The organism is Pseudomonas sp. GD03862, from assembly GCF_029840855.1.
GTDB lineage: Bacteria > Pseudomonadota > Gammaproteobacteria > Pseudomonadales > Pseudomonadaceae > Aquipseudomonas > Aquipseudomonas alloputida.
The window spans coordinates 1-26,692 of sequence record NZ_JAOCDI010000024.1 but is presented as its reverse complement, the minus strand read 5'-3'; the positions used below and the strand labels follow the sequence as shown (position 1 = coordinate 26,692).

General features: G+C 58.7%; 23 protein-coding genes and 1 pseudogene. 17 read left to right on the top strand and 7 right to left on the bottom strand.

Annotation, left to right across the window (positions count from 1 at the left end):
• The first annotated feature begins 571 nt into the window (after nucleotides 1-571).
• The 5 genes from N5D53_RS16465 (at nucleotide 572) to N5D53_RS16445 (ending at nucleotide 5,466) form a co-directional block, all read left to right on the top strand.
• Nucleotides 572-814: a TraK family protein gene (locus N5D53_RS16465; protein WP_279840553.1), complete on the top strand. Its 243-nt coding sequence runs from the start codon at nucleotides 572-574 to the stop codon at nucleotides 812-814.
• Nucleotides 815-1,117: 303 nt separating this feature from the next.
• Complete coding sequence (traJ, locus tag N5D53_RS16460) at nucleotides 1,118-1,498, top strand: conjugal transfer transcriptional regulator TraJ (protein WP_279840552.1); 381 nt, start codon at nucleotides 1,118-1,120, stop codon at nucleotides 1,496-1,498.
• 30 nt (nucleotides 1,499-1,528) lie between these two features.
• Nucleotides 1,529-2,284, top strand: coding sequence for a P-type conjugative transfer protein TrbJ (gene trbJ / locus N5D53_RS16455; RefSeq protein WP_172230323.1), 756 nt, complete (start codon nucleotides 1,529-1,531; stop codon nucleotides 2,282-2,284).
• 202 nt (nucleotides 2,285-2,486) lie between these two features.
• On the top strand, nucleotides 2,487-3,875 hold the full coding sequence (trbL, locus tag N5D53_RS16450; RefSeq protein ID WP_279840551.1) for a P-type conjugative transfer protein TrbL: 1,389 nt from the start codon (nucleotides 2,487-2,489) through the stop codon (nucleotides 3,873-3,875).
• 292 nt (nucleotides 3,876-4,167) lie between these two features.
• Nucleotides 4,168-5,466 (top strand): DNA methylase, encoded by a 1,299-nt coding sequence (locus N5D53_RS16445; RefSeq protein ID WP_279840550.1) that lies wholly within the window; start codon nucleotides 4,168-4,170, stop codon nucleotides 5,464-5,466.
• Between the two features lie 5 nt (nucleotides 5,467-5,471).
• Here N5D53_RS16445 and N5D53_RS16440 read toward each other — a convergent pair whose 3' ends face one another.
• Nucleotides 5,472-6,167 (bottom strand): MAE_28990/MAE_18760 family HEPN-like nuclease, encoded by a 696-nt coding sequence (locus tag N5D53_RS16440; RefSeq protein WP_279840549.1) that lies wholly within the window; start codon nucleotides 6,165-6,167, stop codon nucleotides 5,472-5,474.
• A complete protein-coding gene (locus N5D53_RS16435; RefSeq protein WP_279840548.1) occupies nucleotides 6,164-7,210 on the bottom strand; it encodes a DUF262 domain-containing protein in 1,047 nt (348 codons plus the stop codon). Before N5D53_RS16435 ends, N5D53_RS16440 begins: the two co-directional genes overlap by 4 nt.
• Before the next feature lie 382 nt (nucleotides 7,211-7,592).
• On the opposite strand from N5D53_RS16435, the pseudogene N5D53_RS16430 reads away from it, so the two are divergent.
• A pseudogene (locus tag N5D53_RS16430) lies at nucleotides 7,593-7,706 on the top strand (site-specific integrase); the annotation flags it as partial.
• A 395-nt stretch (nucleotides 7,707-8,101) separates the two neighbouring features.
• Here N5D53_RS16430 and N5D53_RS16425 read toward each other — a convergent pair.
• Nucleotides 8,102-8,656 (bottom strand): serine acetyltransferase, encoded by a 555-nt coding sequence (locus tag N5D53_RS16425; protein ID WP_190869751.1) that lies wholly within the window; start codon nucleotides 8,654-8,656, stop codon nucleotides 8,102-8,104.
• 187 nt (nucleotides 8,657-8,843) lie between these two features.
• Here N5D53_RS16425 and N5D53_RS16420 point away from each other — a divergent pair, with 187 nt between their 5' ends.
• The 10 genes from N5D53_RS16420 to N5D53_RS16375 all read left to right on the top strand — a co-directional run bounded on the left by N5D53_RS16420 (nucleotide 8,844) and on the right by N5D53_RS16375 (nucleotide 19,908).
• Complete coding sequence (locus tag N5D53_RS16420; RefSeq protein ID WP_003255583.1) at nucleotides 8,844-9,305, top strand: Lrp/AsnC family transcriptional regulator; 462 nt, start codon at nucleotides 8,844-8,846, stop codon at nucleotides 9,303-9,305.
• Nucleotides 9,306-9,644: 339 nt separating this feature from the next.
• Complete coding sequence (locus N5D53_RS16415; protein ID WP_190869752.1) at nucleotides 9,645-11,327, top strand: NAD(P)/FAD-dependent oxidoreductase; 1,683 nt, start codon at nucleotides 9,645-9,647, stop codon at nucleotides 11,325-11,327.
• Nucleotides 11,328-11,341: 14 nt separating this feature from the next.
• The gene (locus N5D53_RS16410) at nucleotides 11,342-12,136 is read left to right on the top strand and encodes a carbon-nitrogen hydrolase family protein (protein ID WP_190869753.1); all 795 of its coding nucleotides are present in this window, start codon (nucleotides 11,342-11,344) and stop codon (nucleotides 12,134-12,136) included.
• A gap of 140 nt (nucleotides 12,137-12,276) precedes the next feature.
• Nucleotides 12,277-14,577: a pyrroloquinoline quinone biosynthesis protein PqqF gene (gene pqqF, locus N5D53_RS16405; RefSeq protein WP_190869754.1), complete on the top strand. Its 2,301-nt coding sequence runs from the start codon at nucleotides 12,277-12,279 to the stop codon at nucleotides 14,575-14,577.
• Nucleotides 14,578-14,736: 159 nt separating this feature from the next.
• Nucleotides 14,737-14,808, top strand: a complete 72-nt coding sequence (gene pqqA / locus N5D53_RS16400; RefSeq protein WP_003243383.1) for a pyrroloquinoline quinone precursor peptide PqqA — start codon at nucleotides 14,737-14,739, stop codon at nucleotides 14,806-14,808.
• A 78-nt stretch (nucleotides 14,809-14,886) separates the two neighbouring features.
• Nucleotides 14,887-15,798 carry a pyrroloquinoline quinone biosynthesis protein PqqB gene (gene pqqB, locus N5D53_RS16395; RefSeq protein WP_010951729.1) on the top strand — a complete coding sequence of 304 codons (912 nt, stop codon included), beginning with the start codon at nucleotides 14,887-14,889 and terminating at the stop codon, nucleotides 15,796-15,798.
• A 161-nt stretch (nucleotides 15,799-15,959) separates the two neighbouring features.
• A complete protein-coding gene (gene pqqC / locus N5D53_RS16390) occupies nucleotides 15,960-16,715 on the top strand; it encodes a pyrroloquinoline-quinone synthase PqqC (protein WP_003255592.1) in 756 nt (251 codons plus the stop codon).
• Nucleotides 16,712-16,987: a pyrroloquinoline quinone biosynthesis peptide chaperone PqqD gene (gene pqqD / locus N5D53_RS16385; protein WP_010951728.1), complete on the top strand. Its 276-nt coding sequence runs from the start codon at nucleotides 16,712-16,714 to the stop codon at nucleotides 16,985-16,987. The genes pqqC and pqqD overlap by 4 nt, the downstream gene beginning before the upstream one ends.
• Entirely contained in the window at nucleotides 16,959-18,119 is a 1,161-nt protein-coding gene (gene pqqE / locus N5D53_RS16380) for a pyrroloquinoline quinone biosynthesis protein PqqE (RefSeq protein WP_014860209.1), read from the top strand. Before pqqD ends, pqqE begins: the two co-directional genes overlap by 29 nt.
• Entirely contained in the window at nucleotides 18,085-19,908 is a 1,824-nt protein-coding gene (locus N5D53_RS16375) for a S9 family peptidase (RefSeq protein ID WP_190869755.1), read from the top strand. Before pqqE ends, N5D53_RS16375 begins: the two co-directional genes overlap by 35 nt.
• 63 nt (nucleotides 19,909-19,971) lie before the next feature.
• Here the strand turns inward: N5D53_RS16375 and N5D53_RS16370 are convergent, their stop codons facing one another.
• Together N5D53_RS16370 and N5D53_RS16365 are read right to left on the bottom strand one after the other, a co-directional pair.
• Nucleotides 19,972-20,130 carry a YqaE/Pmp3 family membrane protein gene (locus N5D53_RS16370; protein ID WP_003177654.1) on the bottom strand — a complete coding sequence of 53 codons (159 nt, stop codon included), beginning with the start codon at nucleotides 20,128-20,130 and terminating at the stop codon, nucleotides 19,972-19,974.
• Between the two features lie 147 nt (nucleotides 20,131-20,277).
• A complete protein-coding gene (locus N5D53_RS16365; protein ID WP_190869756.1) occupies nucleotides 20,278-21,558 on the bottom strand; it encodes an aminotransferase class III-fold pyridoxal phosphate-dependent enzyme in 1,281 nt (426 codons plus the stop codon).
• A gap of 210 nt (nucleotides 21,559-21,768) precedes the next feature.
• Here N5D53_RS16365 and N5D53_RS16360 point away from each other — a divergent pair, with 210 nt between their 5' ends.
• Nucleotides 21,769-22,671, top strand: a complete 903-nt coding sequence (locus N5D53_RS16360) for a LysR family transcriptional regulator (RefSeq protein WP_190869757.1) — start codon at nucleotides 21,769-21,771, stop codon at nucleotides 22,669-22,671.
• Between the two features lie 390 nt (nucleotides 22,672-23,061).
• On the opposite strand, the gene N5D53_RS16355 is transcribed toward N5D53_RS16360, so the two are convergent.
• Together N5D53_RS16355 and N5D53_RS16350 are read right to left on the bottom strand one after the other, a co-directional pair.
• On the bottom strand, nucleotides 23,062-24,840 hold the full coding sequence (locus N5D53_RS16355; protein ID WP_104960654.1) for an acyl-CoA dehydrogenase C-terminal domain-containing protein: 1,779 nt from the start codon (nucleotides 24,838-24,840) through the stop codon (nucleotides 23,062-23,064).
• Nucleotides 24,841-24,964: 124 nt separating this feature from the next.
• Nucleotides 24,965-26,248, bottom strand: a complete 1,284-nt coding sequence (locus N5D53_RS16350; protein WP_064491642.1) for a GGDEF domain-containing protein — start codon at nucleotides 26,246-26,248, stop codon at nucleotides 24,965-24,967.
• Between the last annotated feature and the right edge of the window lie 444 nt (nucleotides 26,249-26,692).

Genomic DNA, 26,692 nt, shown 5'->3' with positions numbered 1-26,692 from the left:
CAAACGTGGATAAACCGAAGACGGATCAGCCGCACCCGGAGAAACAAGCACATATAAATACTAAACAAACAATAAAACCAAAAAATAAAAAAACTACTACGTCGCCCAACCCAGCCCCGGCGGCCGGGGATCCTCCGCTACGGTTGGCGGCATTGGTCTCCGCGGAAACCAGGAGCCAAATTTTCAAGGCGCTGGAGCAGGTTGCGCCCATTGACCAGCAGCGGATGCTGAACGAGCTGTCAGCTGCAATCAAAGCAGGATCGATCAAAACCACAGCGATCAGGTGGTTCCACGGAGTGATCAAGCGCTACCGAGACGGCAGTTATAACTTCAAGGACCAATCATCTTCATGGGAGCCAGCGAGTTCCGATAACGCGCCTCCAAGGACCCCGACAGCAAGTCCGAAAGAAAGCCCCTCAACTGTCAAGAACGAGAGTCGGTCTACCGTAGGAAAGGAATATTTAAAGAAATTAAAGGTAAACAGGTCTAGCTCTAGCTTATCACCAGTTCGGATTTTGACAGTTGAGGGTCCAGAGCCTAGCTCTGAGACATAGTGGTCAAAGAGGTTGAAATGAAACCACTTACTGTACGGATCGCGGAACGAGTAGCTGCAACCTATCCGCCCTCAAGCCCTGCTACCAACTTGGCCAAGTTCATCCTGCTACGCGAGGATATTCTGCAAGCGATTGAAGGTGGTTGGTCTTTGTTAAGAATATGGACGACCTTGCATGATGAGGGATCTATCGACTTTGGCTATCAAGCGTTTCGTCGCTACGCCAAGCGATTGCTACCCGTACACTGCGGCGTTCAATAGCTATTGCACACCGTTGCTGAGCTGAACAATCGTTGCCCAGGCGTTCAATATTCGATCAATACCATTGTTTCAGCGATCACCTCATAACTGAACGCTGTAGCAACCCTATTGTTTACCCGAGATCACTGCTGACATTCATGCCAGCCATACGAATATTCAGGGCAAGACAGGTGAAGTTAGCTAACCGACAAGTCGGCTATCTAATTTCACTCTCGCGTAATCGCGCCTTCGGCGCTCAATGCTGTCTTGCTCTGCGAGGCAGTCGCTGCCGCGACTCTGTGAACACCAAAGAGAGGTCAGACCATGAACCGCAATGAAGCTGCGAGAGATACACGTAAACACGGAAAGCATTTACGTGTGCCGGTATTACCGAGTGAGGAGCTAACCATTAAAGAAAACGCATCCAAGGCGAGCCTGACGGTCGCTGAGTACCTGCGGCGCCTGAGCCTCGGCTATGAGATTACAAGCACGCTCGACTCCCAGTACGTAGCGCAGATAGTAAAGATCAACGCTGACCAAGGCCGCCTTGGTGGGCTTCTGAAGCTATGGCTAACCGATGACGCCAAATTGACGGCCTGCGGTACTCCGCTAACACCAGGCATGGTACGAGCGCTGCTGAAACGCATTGAGGCCAATCAAGACGAAATGCTTCGGCTGGTCCAGGCACTGAATTTTAGCGGCTAAAAAAATCGAGCCTTCGCTTCTGGAGTCCCTATGAAAAGATCGAAGAAACAGCAGTGGATTTTCGCGATAGCCAGCGCCCTGCCCTTGCACCTTGCATTCGCCGGAATCCCTGTCGTGGATGGAGTGAATCTGAGCCAGACGACTGTCAGCGCGATTCAAAATGTCGCTGCGGTGACTAAGCAGATCGAGCAGTACAAAACCCAACTGCAGCAGTACCAGATCATGCTGCGAAACTCAGCGGCTCCAGCAGACTACATCTGGAGTCAGGCCGATCAGACGATTTCTATGCTTCTCGCTGCTCAGGACACGCTCAGCTACTACAAGACCCAAGCTGGCAGTCTGGAGAAATATCTTGAGCGTTACCAGGATACGGCCCACTACGAAAGCGCATCTTGCATAGGCTCGGACGCGTGCGGTGTATCGGATCAACAAGCCATTGCACAAGCACAGAAAGAGGCCAGCTCCACAAAGAAGCGCGCGAATGATGCCCTACTGACCAGCGTCTCAAAGCAACAGGAAACATTGCGCAAAGACGCTGGTGAGCTCGCAGGCCTACAGCGACAGGCAACCAGCGCGGAAGGTCAGATGCAAGCCATCCAGGCAGCCAATCAGCTTGCTAGCGCACAGGCAAATCAGCTTCTGCAAATTCGCAGCTTGCTGATTGCTCAGCAAAACGCCCAGGCCACCAGCGCTCAAGTCCGTATTGATCGCGACGCTCAACACACCGCCGCTGACAAACGAGCACTGAGTAGCCGAAACAGCCCAAGCGCTGATAAAGGCTGGTGAGGTAAAGAGCATGCACGCACAAATTAAACGAATTCTCATTCTGAGCGCACTGCTGCTCAACGGCTGTGACGCTCCACAAGCGCCTACCTCTGTTGAGTGCGATACCCCGACGGAAGGACGAGATACATCTCAAAAAAATAGCTACGACGCTTGCGTCCTTGGGCATAAAAACACCCAAAGCGATGATAGGAAATGGTGACCCATGAAAAGATCATTGACCATCTACCTAGCCATAACAGCACTTTCGTTCAGCAAGACCGCACTCGCTGGTGGGCTCGATAGCGGAAACATGCTCAATAGAATCCTCGACAGCTTCTCGACCGTTGCCACCACTTGGCAATCCGAGATTACCGCCAGCGCGTCATGGCTGTTCTGGAGCCTCGCGCTGATCAGCATGGTGTGGACTTACGGCCTCATGGCACTACGAAATGCTGATCTACAGTCATTTTTTGCCGAAACCATCCGCTTCTTCGGCACCATGGGCTTTTTCTGGTGGCTGCTCCAAAATGCCCCAGCTATCTCAATGTCCATCATCAACACGATGCGGGCGATAAGCGCAAAAGCGGCAGGGCTAGGTACCGGATTATCTCCGTCAAGCATCGTGGATATCGGATTCGGCATCCTGACCAAGGTCAGCGCTTCTGCCTCGGTGTTGTCCCCAGTGGTATCCGCATTGATGCTCGCAGCAGCAATAGTGGTTCTGGTGATCTTGGCACTCATCGCCGTGAACATGCTGCTATTGCTGGTATCAGCTTGGCTGCTGGCGTACGCCGGGATCTTCCTCTTGGGCTTTGGAGGTAGCCGCTGGACCTCAGATATCGCGATCAATTTCTATAAAATGGTACTCGGGATTGGGGTTCAGCTATTCACCATGACTCTTCTGATTGGCGTAGGTAAATCATTCCTAGATCATTATTACAATGCATTTCAGACTGGTACACCCGATCTGAACAGCCTCTGCGTGCTGCTCGTTGCATCTGTGATCCTGCTATCTCTTACTAACAAGCTTCCCCCTATGCTTGCAGGTATCACGGGCTCATCAAGCCAAACCTCGGGAATCGGCGGCTTCGGGGCCGGATCTGCTATAGGGGCCGCTACCCTCGCCGCGTCGACGATTGCATCTGTAGGAAGCCAAGCACTGAAAGGCGCAACGGAAATAGTTGGTGGGGCGTCAGCAATTTCTTCAGCGTTCAAAGCGGCCCAAGGTGAGATGGAGAGCGCCGCTGCTGATACTGGTGAGCTTTCACATGATGATCAAGGGGTAAGGACATCGAATACCACGGGCTCATCCGCATTCGCCGATGCTATGGGTAACTCCTCAGGTGGGCAGACAAGCTACTCTGAGAAGTTGGTTGCTGCCGGACGACTCTCAAAGAACGCTGGCTCAATCATCGCGGAAACCATTGGCCAGAGCCACAAAAACCAAGCAAGCACAGCTACTGAGAATACGATTGGCGGAATGCTATCTAAAGCAATCCATGCAAAGCATCACGGATCGCATGCTGAAAAGGGTCCCCGCGAAAATGATGTTAACGGCGAATCCTCCGACGAGGTTTCGGATTTCGTTAACAAGAAACCTACAATAGAATAATACACAAGCACACACCGACATAGGCGTTGGTGCATTAACACTTGAACCAGGAGCGCAGATATGATCCAGCCGTCCACTTTCAAAGAACTACATTTTATTGACGATGATGATGACATCCCAACCACACTACCCCACTTCATAACACGAACAACTCTTCGCTCTATCGTCAGTGCAAGTACGTTGAAGACACTAGAAGAACTTACAAACAAGGAAATTACCAACTCGCCAAGAAAATGCGATTGATGTATAATGCAAACCCTAAAACTCTTACACTTTTTCGCACGCCAATAAAATGCCATCTTACTCTCGCATAATAAATCCTAAGCGGCACTTAGATTCCGCCGAGGCAGAGGGGCGAAAATTATTCCCATACTACGCTGGCTTTTCAAGCTCTTTTGTTGATAGTGTTTTCGAAACACTTGAAATCCCTAATGACTCCGTAATATTAGACCCCTGGAATGGTAGCGGCACTACCACCAACACGAGTTTGAAGCATGACTACTCAGTAATCGGGTCCGATTTAAACCCGGCTATGATTATCGTTGCCAAAGCATCTCTGGTGTCAAAATTTGATATAGATAGCTTGTTGCCACTTGCACACTCCATAATAAAAAAATCAACAAAATCTTATGCAGTCTTGGAGCAGGACCCTTTACTCAATTGGTTCGACTCTCGTTCAGCCGAGCACATAAGGAAAATAGAGTCCAGCATTAACTCTACCTTAGTATCACATACTCACTATGTGGAGCTCGGCTCATCTGAAGGGCTTGAAAAGACCACTCCAATTGCCGCCTTTTTCTATCTTTCGCTCTTTAGGTCGGTTAGAAGAATGGCGGCTAGCTTTGTCGCGTCTAATCCAACGTGGACTAAAGTTGGCAAAACCCCTGAAGAAAAAGTAACTGCATCCAAAGAAGAAATTTTTTCAAGTTTTCTCACGGAAGTAACATTGCTCGGCCAGCAGCACAAAGCAAATACATCCACAAAAGAAGTTGACACGACTAAACTGAAATTACTGCTATCGAATGCAGAAAGCCTACCACTATCCGAAAATTCAATCGGCGCAGTAATCACATCTCCGCCTTACTGCACTCGTATTGACTATGCAATCGCCACTTATATTGAGCTTGCGCTAATAAGGGTGGGCGCCGAGAAATTTTCACTTCTTCGTCGCGAACTTACGGGAAGCTCGACCGTACCTAAAAGCTACCTCGAAGAGAGAATTGAATGGGGACCTGCATGCTTAGAGTTTTTAGAGAGCCTTAAAAACCATCCATCCAAAGCCTCTCAAACCTACTACCTAAAGAACCATACGAAGTACTTCGACTCCTTATACAAGTCGCTAAATGAAACAGCGCGAGTCCTCAAGCCTAACGCGCCTTGCGTACTTGTTGTGCAAAACTCTTATTACAAAGAAATCCGAAACGATGTTGCATTGATCATTTCGCAGATGGCCCAAGGCATGGGCCTCAAGTTAAATCATCAAGCGGACTTCGTCGCAGCCCGCTCGATGGTCGACCTTAATAAAAAATCCAAGTCTTATATTAATAAGCGCCATACAGTAGAAAGCGTACTTATCCTCGAAAAGAATTGACTGTATCAGGATGCGTATGAAGCACGATGATCTGCCTTAACAAAGCCCAGATTAAGCGCTTGTTCCTCTAAGACGTCTAAGAAATAAGAGCAAATACTGTACACAGCGTTTAGCCTTATTTCCAATTCATTCAGAGAAAGTGAGCGCCCAGCGTTACTAGCCGACTCACGGCCATGGGCCACGGCGTTACGCTTTTCAGTTATCTCTCTAAAATATCCGACCTCGCTAGGGTGTTGCGTCGCCGGTCGAACAATTCCTAAACATTGAAAAATTTCCAGCACTGTCTTCGGGTATACATTATGCAGATAACTACCAAAGACAGTATCTGGTATATCGCAAAAAGAGCTGGAAAACTGGCTAGAAAATATTTCTCTCCTAGCATTCCATTTATTTTTTTCCGATCCTTCTCGGGCCGATTTAAGCTGCGAATCTAAAGCTATGGAATACAGCGCCTGCTCCAAATGCGCGGTCTGAACATTCAAACCGCACAAATGAACTATAAATTGCTGAACGCCCTGGGTAACTGTATATTCAATCGCACCATATAGGCTAACGTAAATAAGACCACGCAACGTTAGAGACATCGGCGTGACTGGCTGTGGAGCATCATCCACCAATTCTATCGACTTGATACTAGAGTATAGAATCCTAGCCTCAGAAAGCCTATCATTCGCCCCTTCTCGAGCAAGTTGGCAGATCATAACGCATCTCGCACGTGTTCGATGCGTCCCACCACAAACTTCTTCTGGTTGGACCCAGCTCCAGTGAATTTTTTCAAATCCGCACTGTCAACCAATGGAATAAGTTTGAGCGGATCAATTACCTTCCCTTGTTTTAATGCAAGAGCAACGCCCACTGATAAAGCTTCAAAAAGGTTTACCGGCGTAACACCCTTACCTCGATTTATTCCATTCGGAAACGCTTTCGCAAGCTCACCCATAACAGTTTCGAATAACTTCTTATCGGCTTGAGGAATGATATTGTGTCGAACATCACTCATAAAACCATTTAAAAACTCTTTGACCGAGTGATTAAAATCGCCATAACGATGTAAGTATACGAAAAATCTAAGAGCCAGCTCCTCATACGTTCCATTAGACGCATTTTTACTACTAATTTTTATCACAGTTCTAAAATCTTGCAACTGAGCCAAAGCTTTTAGATCTTCATTGTAAGCGCCTCTGTATACGCAGTTCCTTATTTCTTGGTCTGTAAGCGAAACACCACCGGTATTTAATCTCTCAAACAGATCAAAGCGAACAGCTAAGTCGGTACGGTCGTTCAACACAGTCACACGGATAGGTCGTGTCAAAAACTGCAATTGCATTGACTTTGGGAAATCCTCGAATCCAGCATCATTAAACGTGCTAAGTTTCTCCAGACCATGGATAACCAGAGGTTTATCTCGACTAATCCGCCCCAATAGCCCTGCTGTGCCTACGAAATGGCTCAGAGATCCTAGTCGTTGCACTCCATCAACAACTTCCCAAGTAGAATCAGCATTCATCGCCATGAACAAGCTGGGCACAGGAATCCCTAACATAACTGATTCAACCAGCACAGACTGTCTTTCCGAGTCCCAGATAAACTGGCGCTGGTACTCGGGAGGAACAAAAATGTCTCCGGACTCCACCATATCTAGGACTTGCCGAACAGAGAGATCATAGCTATCAAACGAAACTGTTTTTCTCTTAGCCTCAAGTTGGCTTTGCATAGCAGAAATCTTTTTTGCAGCGAGCGCCATTTCCTTTCCTTCCCTTTTCACAAAAATCCAGTCGGCTGGCTGATCGACCTAAAGAGGCTGTGCATCTATGCTTTGCTCGATCCATGCGCCTTCCATTTCGGAGTGCGCGTATGACAGCTGCACTCCCGTTCAGATTATGCTGGAAACGGTACAATGGAGGTACAGCTCTGTGCTTTCCTATGATTCGCCATTCTTCGCTAAACCCCCACAGGGGCTTCATCCCACCTTGCGTACCTTTCGGTAAGCTCTGTACGATTTGTGTAGGCTCGTAGCGACGCGAGCTAACTCATAATCCTTTGGTCCACGGTTCGAGTCCGTGTGGGCCCACCAGATACGACAAAGCCGCGCGATTGCGCGGCTTTTTCATGCCCGCAAGAAATAAATGGGCAGGGGCGCGTACATCCAGCGCAGCGGCGCCGAGCGCATGACCTTGGAAGTAGCGCTGAAACGGTATCTCAGCGAAATCAGCCCACCAAGAAGCCGATCACCCAGCACGCCGATAATCGCGGAAAGGTGCCCTATCGATACTTCAAGCCAAACACCCTAGCTTGAGGATCGGACAATGAGCCGAATAGCCACCATTATCAGCTCACAAAATGAGCCGAATATGCTCGCTAATCGGCTCACAGATGAGCAAACCTATGAATGAACCTAGGCCTGCCCCGTGACAACGGACGCCAGGAAGCTGGCTACAGAGCCAACTGCCTCAAGCCTTTGCGTATTCGTTCGGTGCGCTCATCACTGGCGCGGCGCCTGGGCTAAACGAAGAAGGCCGCACCACTGCACGATCCAGTCCATCGGGCGAGGCCATCAACCATGGGCAACCCCATAAAAACCCTCCCAGCCTGCTCCACCCCCCTCTGCCAACGTCCAGAAATGTACCGCTGTTGGTTAACCCCCTCCCGGACGCATCTCGACCTGCCGTGGGTTGTAGAAGGTCATGCCAGGCGGAATATCCCGCGTAACCAACGACATCGCGCCAATCACCACGTCATCGCCAATGTCGATTCGATCAGCAACGATGCAACTGTTGGCGCCCATGCTCACGTTGTCACCAATGCGCAGTGCGTACTCCTGCAACCCCAGGGTCTTGATGCCGATCGAGCAGTTCTGCCGGATGAAGAAGTTGCGCCCGATGCTCACATACCGGGTAATCACTACCCCCGGCAGGTGCGCGATGCGCAGGCCGGGGGCAATCTGGGCGCCGATGTCGATGTCCACCCCATACTTGAGGTTGAGCCGCTGTTGCATGCGCCGGGCGTGACGCCGGGCAAGGCCGCCGCGGGCGTCAAGGTACTGGGCCAGGCGATAGGCGAAGAGGAAACGCAGTTTGTTGTCCTTGCGTGCGCGGCGCAGCACGTTGAACAGCAGGCTGATAGGGCGTCCGGGCCTTTTCTTGTTGGAGACTTCCAGTCGCCAGCATTCGAGCAGGTGGTCGAGGTTCACGCTGAGGTTCCCGTTGGACTAGCGCTTCATCATGCCGAATTAGTGCCGAAGACGCAGCCTTCGGACATGCACGGCCGTTCTCACCAAAAGTGCCAAGCCGACGCCGTCAACGGTGATCGACTGTACCTGGCCTTGCCCTGATTGGCACAGGCTGGCTAGGCTAGCGGGCCAACCGTAGAGACTCGCCATGTCGGATTCCCGCTCCATCACGCTGGATGAAATCGATCGCCAGCTGATCGCCCTGCTGCAGATCAACGCCCGCGAAAGCGTCGCCACCCTCGCCCGCCAGTTGGGCATCGCCCGCACCACCGTCAATTCGCGCCTGGAGCGGCTGGAGAAAAACAAGGTTATCTCCGGCTATGGCGTACGCCTGGGCCAGAGTGTGATAGGCGGCGGGTTGCAGGCGTATGTCGGGATCAAGGTGCAGCCGCGTTCCGGCAAGGACGTGGTGCGGCGCCTGAGTGCCATGGGCCAGGTGCAGCAGCTGTGTGCGGTAAGCGGCGAATTCGACTATGTGGCCTGGCTGCGTACGGACTCGCCCGAGCAGCTGGATCAGTTGCTCGACCAGATTGGCAGTGTCGACGGGGTGGAGAAAACCACCACGTCGATCATTCTCAGCAGCAAGGTGGACCGTGGACAGCCGCTTTGAACGGACTGGCGCTCGGGTGAGGTTAGCGGGCGTGGGTCAGTTCTAGATTTCACGACAGGAGCCGGTTGTAGGAGCGGGTTTACCCGCGAATAGGGCAGAGAATCTACCGACGCATTCGCGGGTGAACCCGCTCCTACAAAGGGCCAGGGCGGTTTTTGAATTACCTCGACCGCCTGCCTCGTCTTAATGAACATGAGCTTAATCATTACGACGAAACTAACTACATTCAGACAACACTCTGCACCTTAATAACGAACACCCCACTCCCTAAAATGACAGCCAGGCATCTCCTATACTCAGGCTCCGCTCCTCGCGCAGCCTCTCTGGCAAGGTCATTTCATGAACAAGAAGAACCGCCACCCCGCCGACGGCAAGAAGCCGATCACCATTTTCGGCCCGGACTTCCCTTTTGCTTTCGACGACTGGCTGGAACACCCGGCAGGCCTGGGCAGCATTCCGGCTGAGCGCCATGGGGAAGAGGTGGCCATTGTCGGTGCCGGTATCGCCGGCCTGGTAGCGGCCTACGAGCTGATGAAGCTGGGCCTCAAGCCGGTGGTGTACGAGGCTTCCAAGCTGGGCGGCCGGCTGCGCTCGCAAGCCTTCAATGGCACTGACGGGATCGTTGCCGAGCTGGGTGGCATGCGCTTCCCGGTGTCGTCCACCGCCTTCTACCACTACGTCGACAAGCTGGGCCTGGAGACCAAGCCCTTCCCCAACCCGCTGACCCCGGCTTCGGGCAGCACGGTGATCGACCTGGAAGGCCAGACCTACTACGCCGAGAAGCCCACCGACCTGCCGCAACTGTTTCATGAGGTGGCCAACGCCTGGGCCGATGCGCTGGAGAGCGGTGCGCAGTTCGCCGATATCCAGCAGGCCATCCGCGACCGTGATGTACCGCGCCTGAAGGAACTTTGGAACAAGCTGGTGCCACTGTGGGACGACCGCACATTCTACGACTTCGTCGCCACCTCGCGCTCTTTTGCCAAGCTGAGCTTCCAGCACCGCGAAGTGTTCGGCCAGGTCGGTTTCGGCACCGGCGGTTGGGACTCGGACTTCCCCAACTCGATGCTGGAAATCTTCCGCGTGGTGATGACCAACTGCGACGACCACCAGCACCTGGTGATCGGGGGCGTGGAACAAGTGCCACAAGGCATCTGGCGCCACGTACCGGAACGCTGCGTGCATTGGCCAGAGGGCACCAGCCTGAGCACGCTGCATGGCGGCGCACCGCGTACCGGGGTCAAGCGCATTGCCCGCGCTGCCGATGGCCGCCTGGCGGTCACCGACAACTGGGGCGATACCCGCCACTACAGCGCAGTACTCGCCACCTGCCAGACCTGGTTGCTGACCACCCAGATCGACTGCGAAGAATCGCTGTTCTCGCAAAAGATGTGGATGGCCCTGGACCGTACCCGCTACATGCAGTCGTCGAAAACCTTCGTCATGGTCGACCGCCCGTTCTGGAAGGACAAGGACCCGGAAACCGGCCGTGACCTGCTGAGCATGACCCTCACCGACCGCCTCACCCGCGGCACTTACCTGTTCGACAACGGCAACGACAAGCCCGGGGTGATCTGCCTGTCGTACTCGTGGATGAGCGACGCGCTGAAGATGCTGCCGCACCCGGTGGAAAAGCGCGTACAACTGGCCCTGGATGCGCTGAAGAAGATCTACCCGAAGACTGATATCGCCGGGCACATCATCGGCGACCCGATCACGGTTTCCTGGGAGGCCGACCCGTACTTCCTCGGCGCCTTCAAAGGCGCGCTTCCGGGCCATTACCGCTACAACCAGCGCATGTACGCGCACTTCATGCAGCAGGACATGCCGGCGGAGCAGCGCGGTATCTTCATTGCCGGTGACGACGTGTCATGGACCCCCGCCTGGGTTGAAGGCGCGGTACAGACGTCGCTGAATGCGGTGTGGGGTATCATGAACCACTTTGGTGGCCACACCCACCCCGGCAACCCCGGCCCGGGCGATGTGTTCAATGAAATCGGCCCGATCGCCCTGGCGGATTGAGACAAGGAGGCACCATGCACATCGCTCTGTACCAGGGCGCACCCAAGCCACTGGATGTGCCCGGCAACCTGCAACGGCTGCGCCACCAGGCGCAGTTGGCAGCCGAACGCGGCGCACAGTTGCTGGTGTGCCCGGAGATGTTCCTGACCGGCTACAACATCGGCCTGGCCCAGGTCGAGCGCCTGGCCGAGGCCGCCGATGGCCCGGCAGCCATGACCGTGGTGGAGATCGCCCAGGCGCACCGCATCGCCATTGTCTATGGCTACCCGGAGCGCGGCGATGACGGGGCGATCTACAACAGTGTGCAGCTGATCGATGCGCATGGCCGCAGCCTGAGCAATTACCGCAAGACCCACCTGTTCGGTGAACTGGACCGCTCGATGTTCAGCCCTGGTGCGGACCACTTCCCGGTGGTGGAACTGGAAGGCTGGAAGGTTGGCCTGCTGATCTGCTACGACATCGAGTTCCCGGAGAACGCCCGACGCCTGGCGCTGGACGGCGCCGAGCTGATCCTGGTGCCGACGGCGAACATGACGCCGTACGACTTTACCTGCCAGGTGACCGTGAGGGCACGGGCGCAGGAAAACCAGTGCTACCTGGTATATGCCAACTACTGCGGCGCGGAAGAAGAGATCCAGTATTGCGGGCAGAGCAGCATCATCGGCCCGGATGGCAGCTTGCTGGCCATGGCTGGGCGGGATGAGTGCCAGTTGTTGGCAGAGCTCGAACATGAGCGGGTGGTACAGGGGCGCAGGGCGTTTCCCTACCTGACCGATTTGCGCCAGGAGCTGCACCTGCGTAAAGGCTGACAGGGGCCGCTATGCGGCCCATTCGCGGGCACGCCCGCTCCCACGGGATCTGCGCTGCCTTTCATACCGGCGCCATACCCGCGAAAAGGCCGGGCCTGCAAACAAATCGGTTAGCATGGAGCGCAGCCACCGGAGCCCCCATGCCTGACGCCATCCGCCAACTCACCCTCGCCAACGGCTTGCAGTTGACCCTGCGCCACGCCCCTCGCCTCAAGCGCTCGGCCGCCGCACTGCGGGTGCACGCGGGCAGCCACGACGCGCCTGCCAAATGGCCCGGTCTGGCGCACTTCCTCGAACACCTGTTCTTCCTCGGTACCCCGCGCTTCCCGCTGGAAGACGGCCTGATGCGCTACGTGCAAGCCCTGGGCGGCCAGGTCAACGCCAGCACGCGCGAACGCGCCACCGACTTTTTCTTCGAGGTGCCCCCCAACACGCTCGGTGGCGGTCTAGAGCGCCTGTGCCAAATGCTGGCAGAACCGGATCTGGGCATCGAACGCCAACGCCGTGAACGCGAAGTGATCCACGCCGAATTCATCGCCTGGTCGCGCAATCCATCGGCCCAACAGCAGTTCGCCTTGCTGCAGTCAGTGTCGGCCAAGCATCCACTGGGCGCTTTTCATGCTGGCAATCGATACACCCTGGCCTTGCACGACGCGGCTTTCCAGCAAGCGCTTGCGGGCTTTCATCAACGCTTCTACCAAGGCGGCCAGATCTGCTTGAGCCTTTGCGGTCCGCAGCCGCTGGATGAACTTGAACACCTTGCCCGGCAGCATGCCGAACTGTTCGCCGCAGGTGAGCGCGTGCCGCAAATGCCCCCGCCGCCACTGCCAGCAATCGCTAGCTCCCTGACCTTCACTCACCAAGGCCTCCCCAGCGGCGCCGAGCACGCCCTGGAACTGCTGATCGCTTACCTGGAGGACAGCCGCCCAGGTACCTGGCTGGGCACGCTGCGCGAGCGTGGCTGGCTACAACGTTTCACGGCCGAAAGGTTGTATGCGTTCGCCGGTCAGCTGCTGTGGCACCTTGACCTGAAGCTCAGTGCCGACGCTTGCCCGGACGAAGCCAGCGCCCTGCTGCAAGGTTGGTTGAGGTTCATCCGCCAGGCCGACCGCGAACAGTTGAACCACCAATTCGGCCTGTTGCAGCGCAGCCGTGCGCACAGTGCCAGCGCGCTCGAGCTGGCCCGCCGGGACAGCACAGGCCAGCCGTTCGCCAAGCTGGATGCCCAAGGGTTGCAGGCGCTTGGCGCCCTGCTGGAAAGCCTGCCTGGTGGCGACCATGGCGATTGGCAGCTTTTGCCAGTCGACCCATTGCTGAAGGCTGACCTGCCCCATGCCAAGGCGCAGCCGCTGCCGGCAGCGCTGAAGATCAGTGACCAGCTCCCGCCCGCGCGCCAATACGCTGCGCTGTACCTGCGCTGGCATGTACCTTCGCCGTTGCGCCAGCAGCTACAGCTTGTGCTGGAACTGGCCCTGGCACCGCTGCAGGAACGCTGTAACCGCGCCTCCGTGCAACTGCATTACAGCAGCGCCGGAGAATACTGGCAGTTGCACTGCGCCGGCCTGCCAGCAGCAGTGCTGCGGGCAGTGGAACAAGCCTTGGCCTTGATGCTCAAGCCACCTGCCAGTTGCTGGCTGCCCTGCACGGCGCTGCCCCCGGCCCTGATCCCCATCAGGGCCCTGCTCAAGCAACTGCCAGACGCGGTACGGGGTAGCCTGCCCGCAGCGCTGCCTGCCTGCACGCTTACCCAGCAGCAACTCGACAGCCTGTGGCTGCACACCGAGTGGCATGGCATGGCCGCAGGCTTCGAGGATACCGCGCTAAAGGCCTTGGGCACTGCGCTGCAGCAGTGCCCTGGGCAAGGCTGGCGACCTGGCCCCCTGCCAACCTGGGCAAACCACCGCTGGCAGCATGTTCAAGTGCCAGGCAGCGAACATGCCCTGCTGCTGTTCTGCCCGTTGCCTGCTGCCAAAGAGGCCGCAGGCCGCCTGTTAGCCCAATTGCTGCAAGGGCCGGTTTACCAGCGCCTGCGGGTAGACTTGCAACTCGGCTACGCGGTGTTCAGCGCCTTTCGTCAGGTCGAGGGGGTCGGTGGGCTGTTGTTTGGTGTGCAGTCCCCCCACACCGGTCAGGCACAGGTGCTCGACCACCTGCTCAGCCTGCTGCGCCATGGCGTCACCCTTGACCCGGCCGCTCGCCAGGCATTGGCTGGGCAATTCGACGAGCCCGCCATGGCCAATGCCGATGTCGCCGAATGGGCGTGGCAGACACACTTGGCCACACAAGCCGATCGGCTGGATGTGCTGCGCAGGTCTATCCTGACTACGCGGCAGACGGATCTGGACCACCTGCTGAGCGCCCTGCTCGACCCAGGTTCCGCTTGGCTATGTTTGGCCAACGCTGCCGCGCCAGACACTTCCTGGCAGGGCGAAAATCGATGATTATTACGCGAACTGCAACGGCGCTTCTCGAATAATTAACCTTCCGGTTCAAATTTTTCTTGTAAGATAGCGCAATCCCGTTTTCACGGAACTGCCAACGCATGGCGGTACCCAAGTAGTAGCTGAACAACCCAACCCTCATTCGGAAGGAGTAATTCCATGTGGACCAAACCTGCATACACTGACCTGCGTATCGGCTTCGAAGTCACCATGTACTTCGCTAACCGCTAAGCCAGGCTTAGGGTTTCACGCCTCGGCCTGCCGGGGCGTTTTCGTTTTTCAGATCCGGTTTCTGCATAGAGAGTGGCCATGTACATCCAGGTTCTCGGCTCCGCCGCCGGTGGCGGGTTCCCGCAGTGGAACTGCAACTGCGTCAACTGCAAGGGCTACCGTGATGGCACCCTGAAAGCCACGGCGCGCACCCAGTCATCCATCGCCCTGTCCGACGACGGTGTGCACTGGATATTGTGCAATGCCTCGCCCGACATCCGCGCCCAACTGCAAGCCTTTGCGCCGATGCAGCCGGCCCGGGCACTGCGCGACACCGGTATCAACGCCATCGTCCTGCTGGACAGCCAGATCGACCACACCACCGGCCTGCTCAGCCTGCGCGAAGGCTGCCCGCATCAGGTGTGGTGCACGGACATGGTCCACCAGGACCTGACCACCGGTTTCCCGCTGTTCAACATGCTCAGCCACTGGAACGGTGGCCTGCAGTGGAACCGTATCGAGCTGGAAGGCAGCTTCGTGATCGACGCCTGCCCCAACCTCAAGTTCACCCCCTTCCCCCTGCGCAGCGCCGCGCCGCCTTATTCGCCACACCGCTTCGACCCGCACCCGGGCGATAACCTGGGTTTGATGGTCGAAGACACCCGCACCGGCGGCAAGCTGTTCTACGCCCCGGGCCTGGGCCAGGTAGACGAAAAGCTGCTGGCGATGATGCACGGTGCCGACTGCCTGCTGGTCGACGGCACTCTGTGGGAAGACGACGAAATGCAGCGCCGTGGCGTGGGCACCCGCACCGGCCGCGAGATGGGTCACCTGGCCCAGAACGGCCCTGGCGGCATGCTGGAAGTGCTCGACGGCTTCCCGCGCCAGCGCAAGGTACTTATCCACATCAACAACACCAACCCGATTCTCGATGAAAACTCCCCCGAGCGCGCCGAAGTCCTGCGCCGGGGCGTCGAAGTTGCCTTCGATGGCATGAGCATCGAGTTGTAAAACAGTCTGTGAGGCGACACCAGACCCTGTGGGAGCGGGCATGCCCGCGAAAAAGCCAACACGGTCCATGGCACCGGCTTCGCCGGTGTTCGCGGGCACGCCCGCTCCCACAAGGGAGAGGGTGTGCCAGGCCAGATAATCGTTCTACAGGAGCCAGCCGAATGAGCGACGCACTGCCAATGTCCCCTGCCGAATTCGAGCAGGCCCTGCGCGCCAAGGGCGCCTATTACCACATCCATCACCCGTACCACGTGGCGATGTACCAAGGGCGCGCCACCCGCGAGCAGATTCAGGGCTGGGTGGCCAACCGCTTCTATTACCAGGTCAACATCCCGATGAAGGATGCCGCGATCCTGGCCAACTGCCCGGACCGCGAAGTGCGCCGCGAGTGGATCCAGCGCCTGCTCGACCACGATGGTGCTCCCGGCGAGGATGGCGGCATCGAAGCCTGGCTGCGCCTGGGCCAGGCTGTCGGGCTGGACCCGGACCAATTGCGCTCGCAAGAACTGGTATTGCCTGGCGTGCGCTTTGCCGTGGACGCCTACGTCAACTTCGCCCGCCGCGCCAGCTGGCAGGAAGCCGCCAGCAGCTCGCTGACCGAGCTGTTCGCCCCGCAAATCCACCAGTCACGCCTGGACAGCTGGCCGCAGCACTACCCGTGGATCGACCCCGCCGGCTATGAGTATTTCCGTACCCGCCTGGGCCAGGCGCGACGCGATGTGGAACACGGCCTGGCGATTACCCTGCAGCACTACACCACCCGTGCGGGCCAGGAGCGTATGCTGGAGATACTGCAGTTCAAGCTGGATATCCTCTGGAGTATGCTCGATGCCATGAGCATGGCCTACGAACTGAACCGCCCACCCTATCACTCCGTCACCCAGGAACGGGTGTGGCACAAGGGAATCACCCTATGAGTTTCGACCGTAACCAGGTACCCAACTGGCGCCCCGGCTACCGCTTCCAGTACGAGCCGGCGCAAAAGGGCCATGTGTTGCTGTACCCCGAAGGCATGATCAAGCTCAACGACAGCGCGAGCCTGATCGGTGGCCTGATCGACGGCCAGCGTGACGTGGCAGCGATCATCAGCGAACTCGAACAGCAATTCCCCGGTGTCCCGGAAGTGGCGGACGACATCGAGCAGTTCATGGAGGTGGCCCGTGCCGAACACTGGATCGTCCTCGCCTGAGTTGCCGCCCACGCCCGAGGTCGGCCTGCCGCTGTGGCTGCTGGCCGAACTGACCTACCGCTGCCCGCTGCAGTGCCCTTACTGCTCCAACCCGCTGGACTTCGCCGCCCAGGGCCAGGAGCTGAGCACCGAACAGTGGTTCAAGGTCATGGCTGAAGCGCGGGAAATGGGTGCCGCACAAATCGGCTTTTCCGGCGGTGAACCGCTGGTACGTCAGGACCTTGCCCAGCTGATCGCAGAGGCCCGTCGCCTGGGTTACTACACCAACCTGATCACCTCGGGCATTGGCCTGACCGAGGCGCGCATCGCCGACTTCAAGAAGGCCGGCCTGGACCATATCCAGATCAGCTTCCAGGCCAGCGACGAGCAGGTGAACAACCTGCTGGCCGGCTCGAAAAAGGCTTTTGCACAGAAGCTGGAAATGGCCCGCGCGGTGAAAGCCCATGGCTACCCGATGGTGCTCAACTTCGTCACCCATCGGCACAACATCGACAAGATCGACCGCATCATCGAGCTGTGCATTGCCCTGGAGGCCGACTTTGTCGAGCTCGCCACGTGCCAGTTCTATGGCTGGGCGCACCTCAACCGCCTGGGGCTGCTGCCAACCCGCGCGCAGCTCGAGCGGGCCGAACGTATCACCAACGAATACCGGGACAAGCTCAAGGCCGAGGGCAACCCGTGCAAGCTGATTTTCGTTACCCCTGACTACTACGAAGAGCGCCCCAAGGCCTGCATGAACGGCTGGGGCAACCTGTTCCTCACCATCACCCCGGACGGCACCGCATTGCCCTGCCACGGCGCCCGCCAGCTGCCGGTGCAGTTTCCGAATGTACGCGACCACGACTTGCACCATATCTGGTATGAATCGTTCGGTTTCAACCGTTTCCGTGGCTATGAGTGGATGCGCGAACCGTGCCGCTCCTGCGACGAGAAAGAAAAGGACTTCGGCGGCTGTCGCTGCCAGGCCTTCATGCTGACCGGTGATGCCAGCAACGCCGACCCGGTGTGCGCCAAGTCGACCGAGCACGGCATCATCCTCAAGGCCCGCGAGGAGGCAGAAACCGCCCAGCTCGCGATCGAACAGATGACCTTCCGCAATGATCGAAACTCCCGTGTCATCGCCCGCGGCTGAATTCAGCGCGGCCCAGGCGGTTGCCGCCGGCACCGACTTCGCCGAACTCAAGGTCAGTGCCGACGGGCTGTTCTGGAACGAATTCCGCCCGGCCGATGGAGCGTGCCGTATCTGGCACTGGCTGCACTACCAGGCCCGCTGCCTGACCCCGGACGGCTTCAGCGTACGCAGCCGGGTCTATGAGTACGGCGGCGGCAGCTTCTGCCTGGGTGGCGACGGGCTGGTGTTCGTCAACGAAAAGGATCAGCAGGTCTACACCCAGCCGCTGGACGATCTGTTACCACGTGCACTGACCCAGGATGCCAGCTGCCGCTATGGCGATGTGCAGTGGCACGACGGCCAGGTGCTGGCCGTCGAAGAGCGCCATGCCGAGCAAGTAGAGCACCGCCTGGTCGCTTTGGGTGACAGCAGCCGCGAGGTGCTCGCCGAGGGCGCCGACTTCTATGCCTCGCCTGCTGTCAGTGCCGATGGCCAGCGCCTGGCGTGGATCGAATGGGACCGCCCGGCGCAGCCCTGGACCGTCACCCGGCTGATGTATCGCGCGCGCGATGCCAGCGGCCACTGGGGGCCGGCGCAATGTGTAGCCGCCGCAGAAGAATCGCTGCAACAACCACGCTTCGATGCCGAAGGTCGGCTCTACTGCCTGTCCGACCGCAATGGCTTCTGGCAACCCTGGGGTGAGGTCGATGGCCAATGGCAGGCGTTGCCTGCTGCACCGGCGGACCATGCTGCTGCGCCTTGGCAATTGGGCACCTGTACCTGGCTGGCACTGGGCCCGCAAAGCTACCTGGCCAGCTGGTTCGAAGACGGCTTCGGGCAATTGGGGCTGCGTGGTGAAGATGGCCGTATGGAGCGTTTCGCCAGTGCCTACACACGCTTTCGCAGCCTGACCATGGACAGCGAACACCTGTATGCCATTGCCGCGTCGCCCATCAGCCCACCGGCAGTCATTGCCATTGACCGCGGCAACCATGAAGTACGCGTACTGGCCGGTGGTGCCGAAATACTGCCAGCAGGGCAAATCAGCCTACCGCAGCCGATCCACTACGGCAGTGGCGGCGAGCAGGCCCATGGTTTCTTCTACCCGCCAGCGCAGCCGCAAGGCGCCGCACCGCTGGTGGTGTTCATCCACGGCGGGCCAACCTCAGCCTGCTATCCCGTGCTCGACCCGCGCATCCAGTACTGGACCCAGCGTGGCTTTGCCGTGGCCGACCTCAACTACCGGGGCAGCACCGGCTATGGTCGGGAATACCGCCAGGCACTGCACCTGCGCTGGGGCGAAAGTGACGTGGCCGATGCCTGCGCGGCGGTCGAATACCTGGCTGCTCAAGGCCTGGTCGACAAGCACAAGGCGTTTATCCGCGGTGGTAGCGCCGGTGGCTACACCACCTTGTGCGCCTTGGCGTTCCATGACGTGTTCCGCGCTGGCGCCAGCCTCTATGGGGTCAGCGACCCGCTAGCCCTTGGCCGTGCCACGCACAAGTTCGAAGGGGATTACCTGGACTGGCTGATCGGCGACCCGCAGCGGGACGCTGAACGCTATCGCCAGCGCACGCCGCTGCTGCATGCGCAGCGCATCAAGGTGCCGGTGATTTTCTTCCAGGGTGAGCTGGATGCGGTGGTGGTGCCGGAGCAGACACGCGCCATGTTGACGGCGCTACAGGCCAACGGGATCGACGCTGAAGGGCATTTTTATGCGCAGGAGCGGCACGGGTTCCGCAAGGCCGAGAACCTGGCGCATGCCTTGGAAGAAGAGTGGAAGTTCTATTGCCGGGTGTTGGCGCAGTAGTTCCAGGCGCCCCGAGCAGGAGCGACCTTGCGCTGCTCCTGCAGGGGTCAATCTCTGCCTGTATCAACGCTTGGCGATGATATACACCGCATGCACGATCCCCGGAATGTATCCCAGCAAGGTCAGCAGAATATTCAGCCAGAACGCCCCGCCAAACCCCACCTGCAGAAACACGCCCAGCGGTGGCAGAAGAATGGCGATGATGATGCGAATAAAGTCCATGCGAGTCTCTCCTGAAGGGTTACATCAAAGACTAGCTCCCAGCCGTAGAGGTTCCACAGGCAAAAAAAAACGCCCCGGGCCGAATGAAACAGGCCAGGGGCGATGCGCAGGAACGCCAGACGGTTCGTTGAATTCTTTGGCAGGCCGCTACGCCGGCACTTCGCGACGGGCCTGCTGCTGGGCATGCAGGCGGGCGAAAGCGCGCGCCAGGCGCAGCAGCATTTCGTCGATGTTGCCTTTGCTCACAGTCAGCGCCGGTGAAAAGCGCACTACATCCACTTGCGGCGCGTTGAGCAGCAGGCCTTCGTGCAGGGCCGCGGCCACCAGTTCGCGGGCCAGGTTTTCTTTCAGTTGCAGGGCCCATAACAGCCCGTGACCGCGCACTTCACCCTGACCATAGCGCCCGGTCAGGCGGCTCAGGCCTTCACGCAGGTGACGACCGTTGTCCTGGACCTGGGCCAGAAAGCCAGGTTCCAGCACGCTGTCCAGCACCGCCAGGCCGGCGGCGCACATCAGCGCGTTGCCGTGATGGCTGCCTTCCAGCTCACCAGGCTCGGCGCAGCATGCCTTGCCCCTCGCCAACAAGGCGGCCAGCGGCACGCCGCCCCCCAGGCCCTTGCCCAAGGTGATGATGTCGGCACGCACGCCATAGAGCTCCTCGGCCAGCAGCGCACCACAGCGACCAATACCGGTCTGCACCTCATCAAGGATCAGCAGAATGCCCAGTTCGCGGCAGAGCGTTTCCACGCCCTTGAGGTATTCCTGAGTAGCGGGAATAACGCCCGCCTCACCCTGTATCGGCTCGAGCATGATTGCCACGGTGCGTGAATCCACCTCGGCGTGCAGCGCCGCCAGGTCATTGAACTGCACCTTGCTGAAACCCGGCAGGCCAGGTTCGCAGCGATTGCACGGCAACGGGTCGGACGCGGACAGCGCGCCCAGGCTCCGGCCATGGCAGGCTTGGCTGGCAGTAATGATGTGATAGGCGCCATTGCGGTGCAGCTGGCCCCACTTGCGCGCCAGCTTGATCGCCCCTTCACAGGCCTCGGCACCGCTGTTGAGCAGGTAGGCCTGGTCACTGCCGGTACTCTGACACAGCCGGTTGACCAGCCCCAGCAAGCCACGGTTGTGGAAGCCCGAGCCCGGGTTGATCAAGGCCTGAGCCTGGTTGCCCAACGCTTTGACCAGCACGCTGGGGCTGTGGCCCAAGCTGTTGACCGCACCGCCCTGAGTGAAGTCCAGGTAGGCATGCCCTTCGTTGTCCCACAACCACGAGCCCTGGCCACGCACGAATACCTGCGCTGCACGTTCGGCGCCGGGCATCAGGCGCTCAGGCGACAGCTCAGACGCGTGCGGCACGATCACCGGCGCACGCTTGGGCTCGGCGACGGCGGCAGGAGCCGAGCGGCGCAGGTTGAACAGGTTCATCAGGGCTCCAACCAATCACGGTAAAGGGCAGCCACGGTGCGGTCTTGATGCCGGCACTCGATATTTTGCCTTGCCTATCAAAAGTGTTTTTCATCCGGGGTAACAATCGACCGAATCATCGCTGTAACCCTTTGGAATACGGCGATAGACTAGGCTTCAGCAGGGTTTTCGACCATTTCGTTTTTCCAGCATTTTCGATAAGTGTTGCTTATGGATTTCCGCCAACTGCGTTATTTCGTCGCGGTGTACGAAGAAGGCCACGTAGGCCGTGCCGCCGAACGCCTGTCGCTGTCACAGCCGGCGCTTTCCCAGCAGATCCGCCAGTTGGAGCACAGCCTCGACCTGAGCCTGTTCGAGCGCAGCAACAAACGCTTGCTGCCGACCCTGGCCGCCCACACCTTGTACAACCATGCCCTGCCGTTGCTCGACGGCCTGCAGCGGGCCCACGAGGCCATGCGCAACTTCAAGGGCCAGTCGCTGCGCACCTTGGCTATCGGTGTATTGCAGACCGTGCGGCCAAGCCTGATACCGCAGCTGCTTGAACGGCTGCGCAAGGCTCAACCTCACCTGGTCGTGCAGATTTACGAGTTGTCGGGGTTGGAGATCGAACGGCGCCTGCTCAACGGCAACCTGGACATCGGCATCAGCTATTTGCCGCCGCGCCAGCCAGGGCTGCATGGCCTGCTGCTGTACGAAGACGAGCTGCAACTGGTCATACCCGATACCCACCCGCTGAAGGACTTCAAGAAGGTGTCCATCCGCCAAGCCGCCGAGTTGCCCATGCTGATGCTGGGCGAGGAGTTCCAGATCCGTCAGATCTGGCAGGCGCAGCTGGCCAGCCAAGGCCGACGGCCGCAGGTGCAGGCAGAGATGAACAATATGGCAGGGATTCTCGATAGCCTCGCGCACACTGCGCTGGCGACCATTCTGCCGGGGCGCGCCAAGGAGGCCGCCGAAGATGATCAGGGGCTGCTGTGGAAGCCGTTGAGCGAGCCGCGCGTGCCGTTGAAGGTCGGCCTGGTATTTCGCGATGCCCAGCGCCAGCAGGCCTCTGTAGAGCTGCTGCGCACGTTGCTGGAGGAAGAGACGGACGCTCGCCTGATGGGAGCATAACCGCTGGATGTGCTGGCCTGAAAAACACGCACGCAAAGAAAACCCCGCCGAAGCGGGGTTTTCCAGACTGTTTCCCTGTGACATCCGTATCGCCCCGCCATCCTGGCAGGTGGTCCTTCGTCGTCGTCCTTGATCTGTCCTTTGCGCTTCCTGCGCAACGTCCATGTGGTAAAGATTAACCGTGGATCCAATCTTAGAACAGTGGTGAAAAGTCACCACGTCGTGTAGGAAAAAGCTTACACAGGAGATTCATTGACAGATATGCGATGGCTTGGGGCCGCTTCGCGGCCCAGTCCCGACGCAAGGCCGCTCCACATATCCAAACTTAGGCGATACCTGTGGGAGCGGCCTTGCGTCGCGATTGGGCTGCGCAGCAGCCCCAAAAATCGATCAGAACTGCTCGGCTTCCAGCAGGTACAGCGACTCACTCCCCGCCTTCACCGAAGCCACCAGCGAATCCACCCGTGGCAGCAACCGCGCAAAGTAGAACCGCGCCGTACCCAGCTTGCCTGAATAGAACGGCGCATCCCCCTCGCCCGCCAGCGCCGCCCGCGCCATCAGTGCCCACATGTAGCCATAGGCAACATAGCCAAAGGCATGCAGGTACTCGACCGAAGCCGCGCCAATTTCATTCGGGTTGCCCTTGGCCTGCTGCAATACCCACTCGGTCAAACCGTCAAGCTGGTCGAGCGAAGCGCCCAGTGGCTTGGCGAATTCGTCCAGTTCGCTGCCTGCACCGGTAATGAACTGGCGAATCTCGTCAGAGAACAGCTTGTAGTATGCCCCGCCGCTGGCCACCACTTTACGCCCCATCAGGTCGAGGGCCTGGATGCCATTGGTACCCTCGTAGATCTGGGTAATGCGCACATCGCGCACCAACTGCTCCTGCCCCCACTCACGAATGTAACCATGCCCGCCGAATACCTGCTGGCCATGCACTGTGCACTCCAGGCCCAGGTCGGTGAGGAAGGCCTTGGCCACCGGTGTCAGCAGTGCCACCAGCTCTTCGCTGCGTTTGCGCACGCTGGCGTCTTCGCTGTACTTGGCACTGTCCAGTTGCATGGCCACGTAGGTGGAGAAAGCGCGGCCACCCTCGATCAGCGCCTTCATGGTCAACAGCATGCGACGCACGTCCGGGTGGACGATGATCGGGTCGGCAGCCTTGTCCTTGGCTTGTGGGCCGGTCGGGGCACGGCTTTGCAGGCGATCGCGGGCGTACTCCACGGCGTTCTGGTAGGAGCGCTCGGCCGAAGCCAGGCCTTGAATGCCGACGCCCAGGCGCTCGTAGTTCATCATGGTGAACATGGCCGCCAGGCCTTTGTTCGGCTCACCGACGATGTAGCCGACAGCTTCGTCGAAGTTCATCACACAGGTAGCCGAAGCCTGGATGCCCATTTTGTGCTCGATCGAGCCGCAAGTGGCCGGGTTCCGTGCGCCGAGGCTACCGTCTTCATTGACCAGGAACTTCGGCACCAGGAACAGCGAAATCCCTTTCGGCCCCGCCGGTGCATCCGGCAACTTGGCCAGCACCAGATGGATGATGTTCTCGGTCAGGTCGTGTTCACCACCGGTAATGAAGATCTTGGTGCCGCTGACCTTGTAGCTGCCGTCAGCCTGGGGCTCGGCCTTGGTGCGGATGATGCCCAGGTCGGTGCCGGCATGCGGCTCGGTCAGGCACATGGAGCCGGCCCAAACGCCGGCATACATGTTCGGAAGGTATTTTTCCTTCAAGGCCTCGCTGGCGTGGGCGTTGATCGACAGGCAGGCGCCGGCGGTCAGCATCGGGTACAGACCGAAGGCCAGGCTGGACGCGTTGACCATTTCCTCGACCTGGGCCGAGATGGCCTTGGGCATACCCATACCACCGAACAGCGGGTCGCCGCCCACGCCCACCCAGCCGCCTTCGGCGTAGGTGTTGTAGGCCTCGATGAAACCGGCTGGGGTGCGTACCGCGCCGTTGTCCCAATGGCAGCCCTCCTCGTCGGCGGCGCGGCTGAGAGGCGCAATGGTCCTGGCGGTGACCTTGCCGGCTTCTTCCAGCACGGCCATGGCCGTGTCGGCATCGACAACCTCGGCCAGCCCGGGCAACTGCGTCCACTGCTCGGCCACGTTGAAGACTTCATTCAGTACGAAGCGCATGTCGCGCAGCGGCGCTTTATAGTCAGCCATGACAACCTCTCGCTAGTCGGGTCGGGGCGGTCTCGGGGAACCGCGACACTGGGGTTACTGGCAGTGTAACCGAACAACTTTTGCGAGACATAGGGTCATCAATCGACTGCATAGTCTAATTCGGTCACGCCGTGCGCACTGCCCCACGCGGTGATTGTCGCCCATGCACCATGACACAATTGCGCCCCGCGCCTTTGGCACTGTAAAGCGCCTGGTCGGCGGATTTCAGCACCGCCTCGGGGTTGCGATGATCGGCCTGGCGCTCGGCCACGCCGATACTGATGGTGACCGAGACCGTGCCGCCGGCGCTGCCAGCCCGGCGCTGGCGCCCGGCGGTATCGTCCTGCGGGCGGTTGTGCTGATCGCGCAGGTGCATCACGTAATTGGCGATCACTTCACGCACGGCTTCCACATGCGGCACGCATTCCGCGGCGGTCTTGCCGGCGAACACCAGGGCGAACTCCTCCCCGCCATATCGGTAGGCACGGCCACCGCCGGTGACCTTGGACAAGCGGCTGGCGACCAACCGCAGCACCTGGTCCCCGACGTCATGGCCGTGGGTGTCGTTGAATTTCTTGAAGTGGTCGACATCGGTCATGGCGATCACATAGTTACGCCCCAGGCGCTGCATGCGCTCGTTCAGCGCACGGCGCCCCGGCAGGCCAGTCAGCTCGTCACGGAAGGCCATCTGATAAGCCTCGTGCGCCACCGCTGCGGCGATCATCAGCATTACCTGGCTGCACATGATGTTCAAGGTAAACGGCAGGATGAAGGTTTGCGGCAGCATCCAGAAAATCCCCAGCAGACCGATCAACTGCGCGGCGTGCAGCGGCCGGGGTGCACGCAGGTACTGCACCACCAGCAGAATGAACACACCCAGGAACAGTGGGTAGACCATCTGGATCAGGCTCATCCAGTGGCCATGCAAAGCCGGCCAGCGGATCTCCGCCAACCAGGTCAGCAACGCCTCGGGGTAGCTTTGCTGGAGGGCCACCGCCACACTGCCCACGGCAAACAGCACCGCACCGCGGGCGACCAGGTCCTGCAGCAGGTGCGTACGCTCCTGCCAGGCGCCATACAGCCCGAACAGCGCCGGCAGCAACAGGCAGACAAGGTGGAAGATCACCGCGGCGTCCTCACGCACGCGGCCATGGTCACGGTAGAAGTCGGTCTGGGTATCGAGCAGGAAGTAGGCGATGTACACCGTCAGCATCAGGAACAGCTCACGCTGACGGCGGTAAACCGCGCAGTAGGTGCCACCCAGCAGCAGAACCAAGGTAGGCAGGACATTGAACAGCGATGTGAAAAAGACGCTGAGGTCTCTCACATAGGCTGCGGCGAGCCCTGCCAGCAACAAGAACAGCGACGGCAGGAAGTGGCTTGCGCGAACAGCGTTAAGACGAAACAAGGGTAATCTCCAACCCGGCAGATCAATAATGGCATTGTGCCCTCACTTCATCGGCAGTGCACTGGAACAGTTGAATTTGCGGTTGGATGAACGAACTTCCCATGCACCGTGTCGCATCCTTCGCGGGTAAACCCGCTCCTACGACGGCCTGTGTTCAACCCCTGATGTGTGGCCACCACCGATCAGTGTGGTAGGAGCGGGTTTACCCGCGAATACGGTGGCGGCGGCAACGGTGAACGGCGGGTGGAGATTGGCCAGCAGGACCGGCCTCTTCGCGGGTGAACCCGCTCCTACACGACGGCCTGTGTTCAACCCCTGAGGTGGGTCCACCACCAATCCGCGTAGGAGCGGGTTTACCCGCGAATACGGTGGCGGCGGCAACGGTGAACGGCGGGTGGAGATTGGCCAGCAGGACCGGCCTCTTCGCGGGTGAACCCGCTCCTA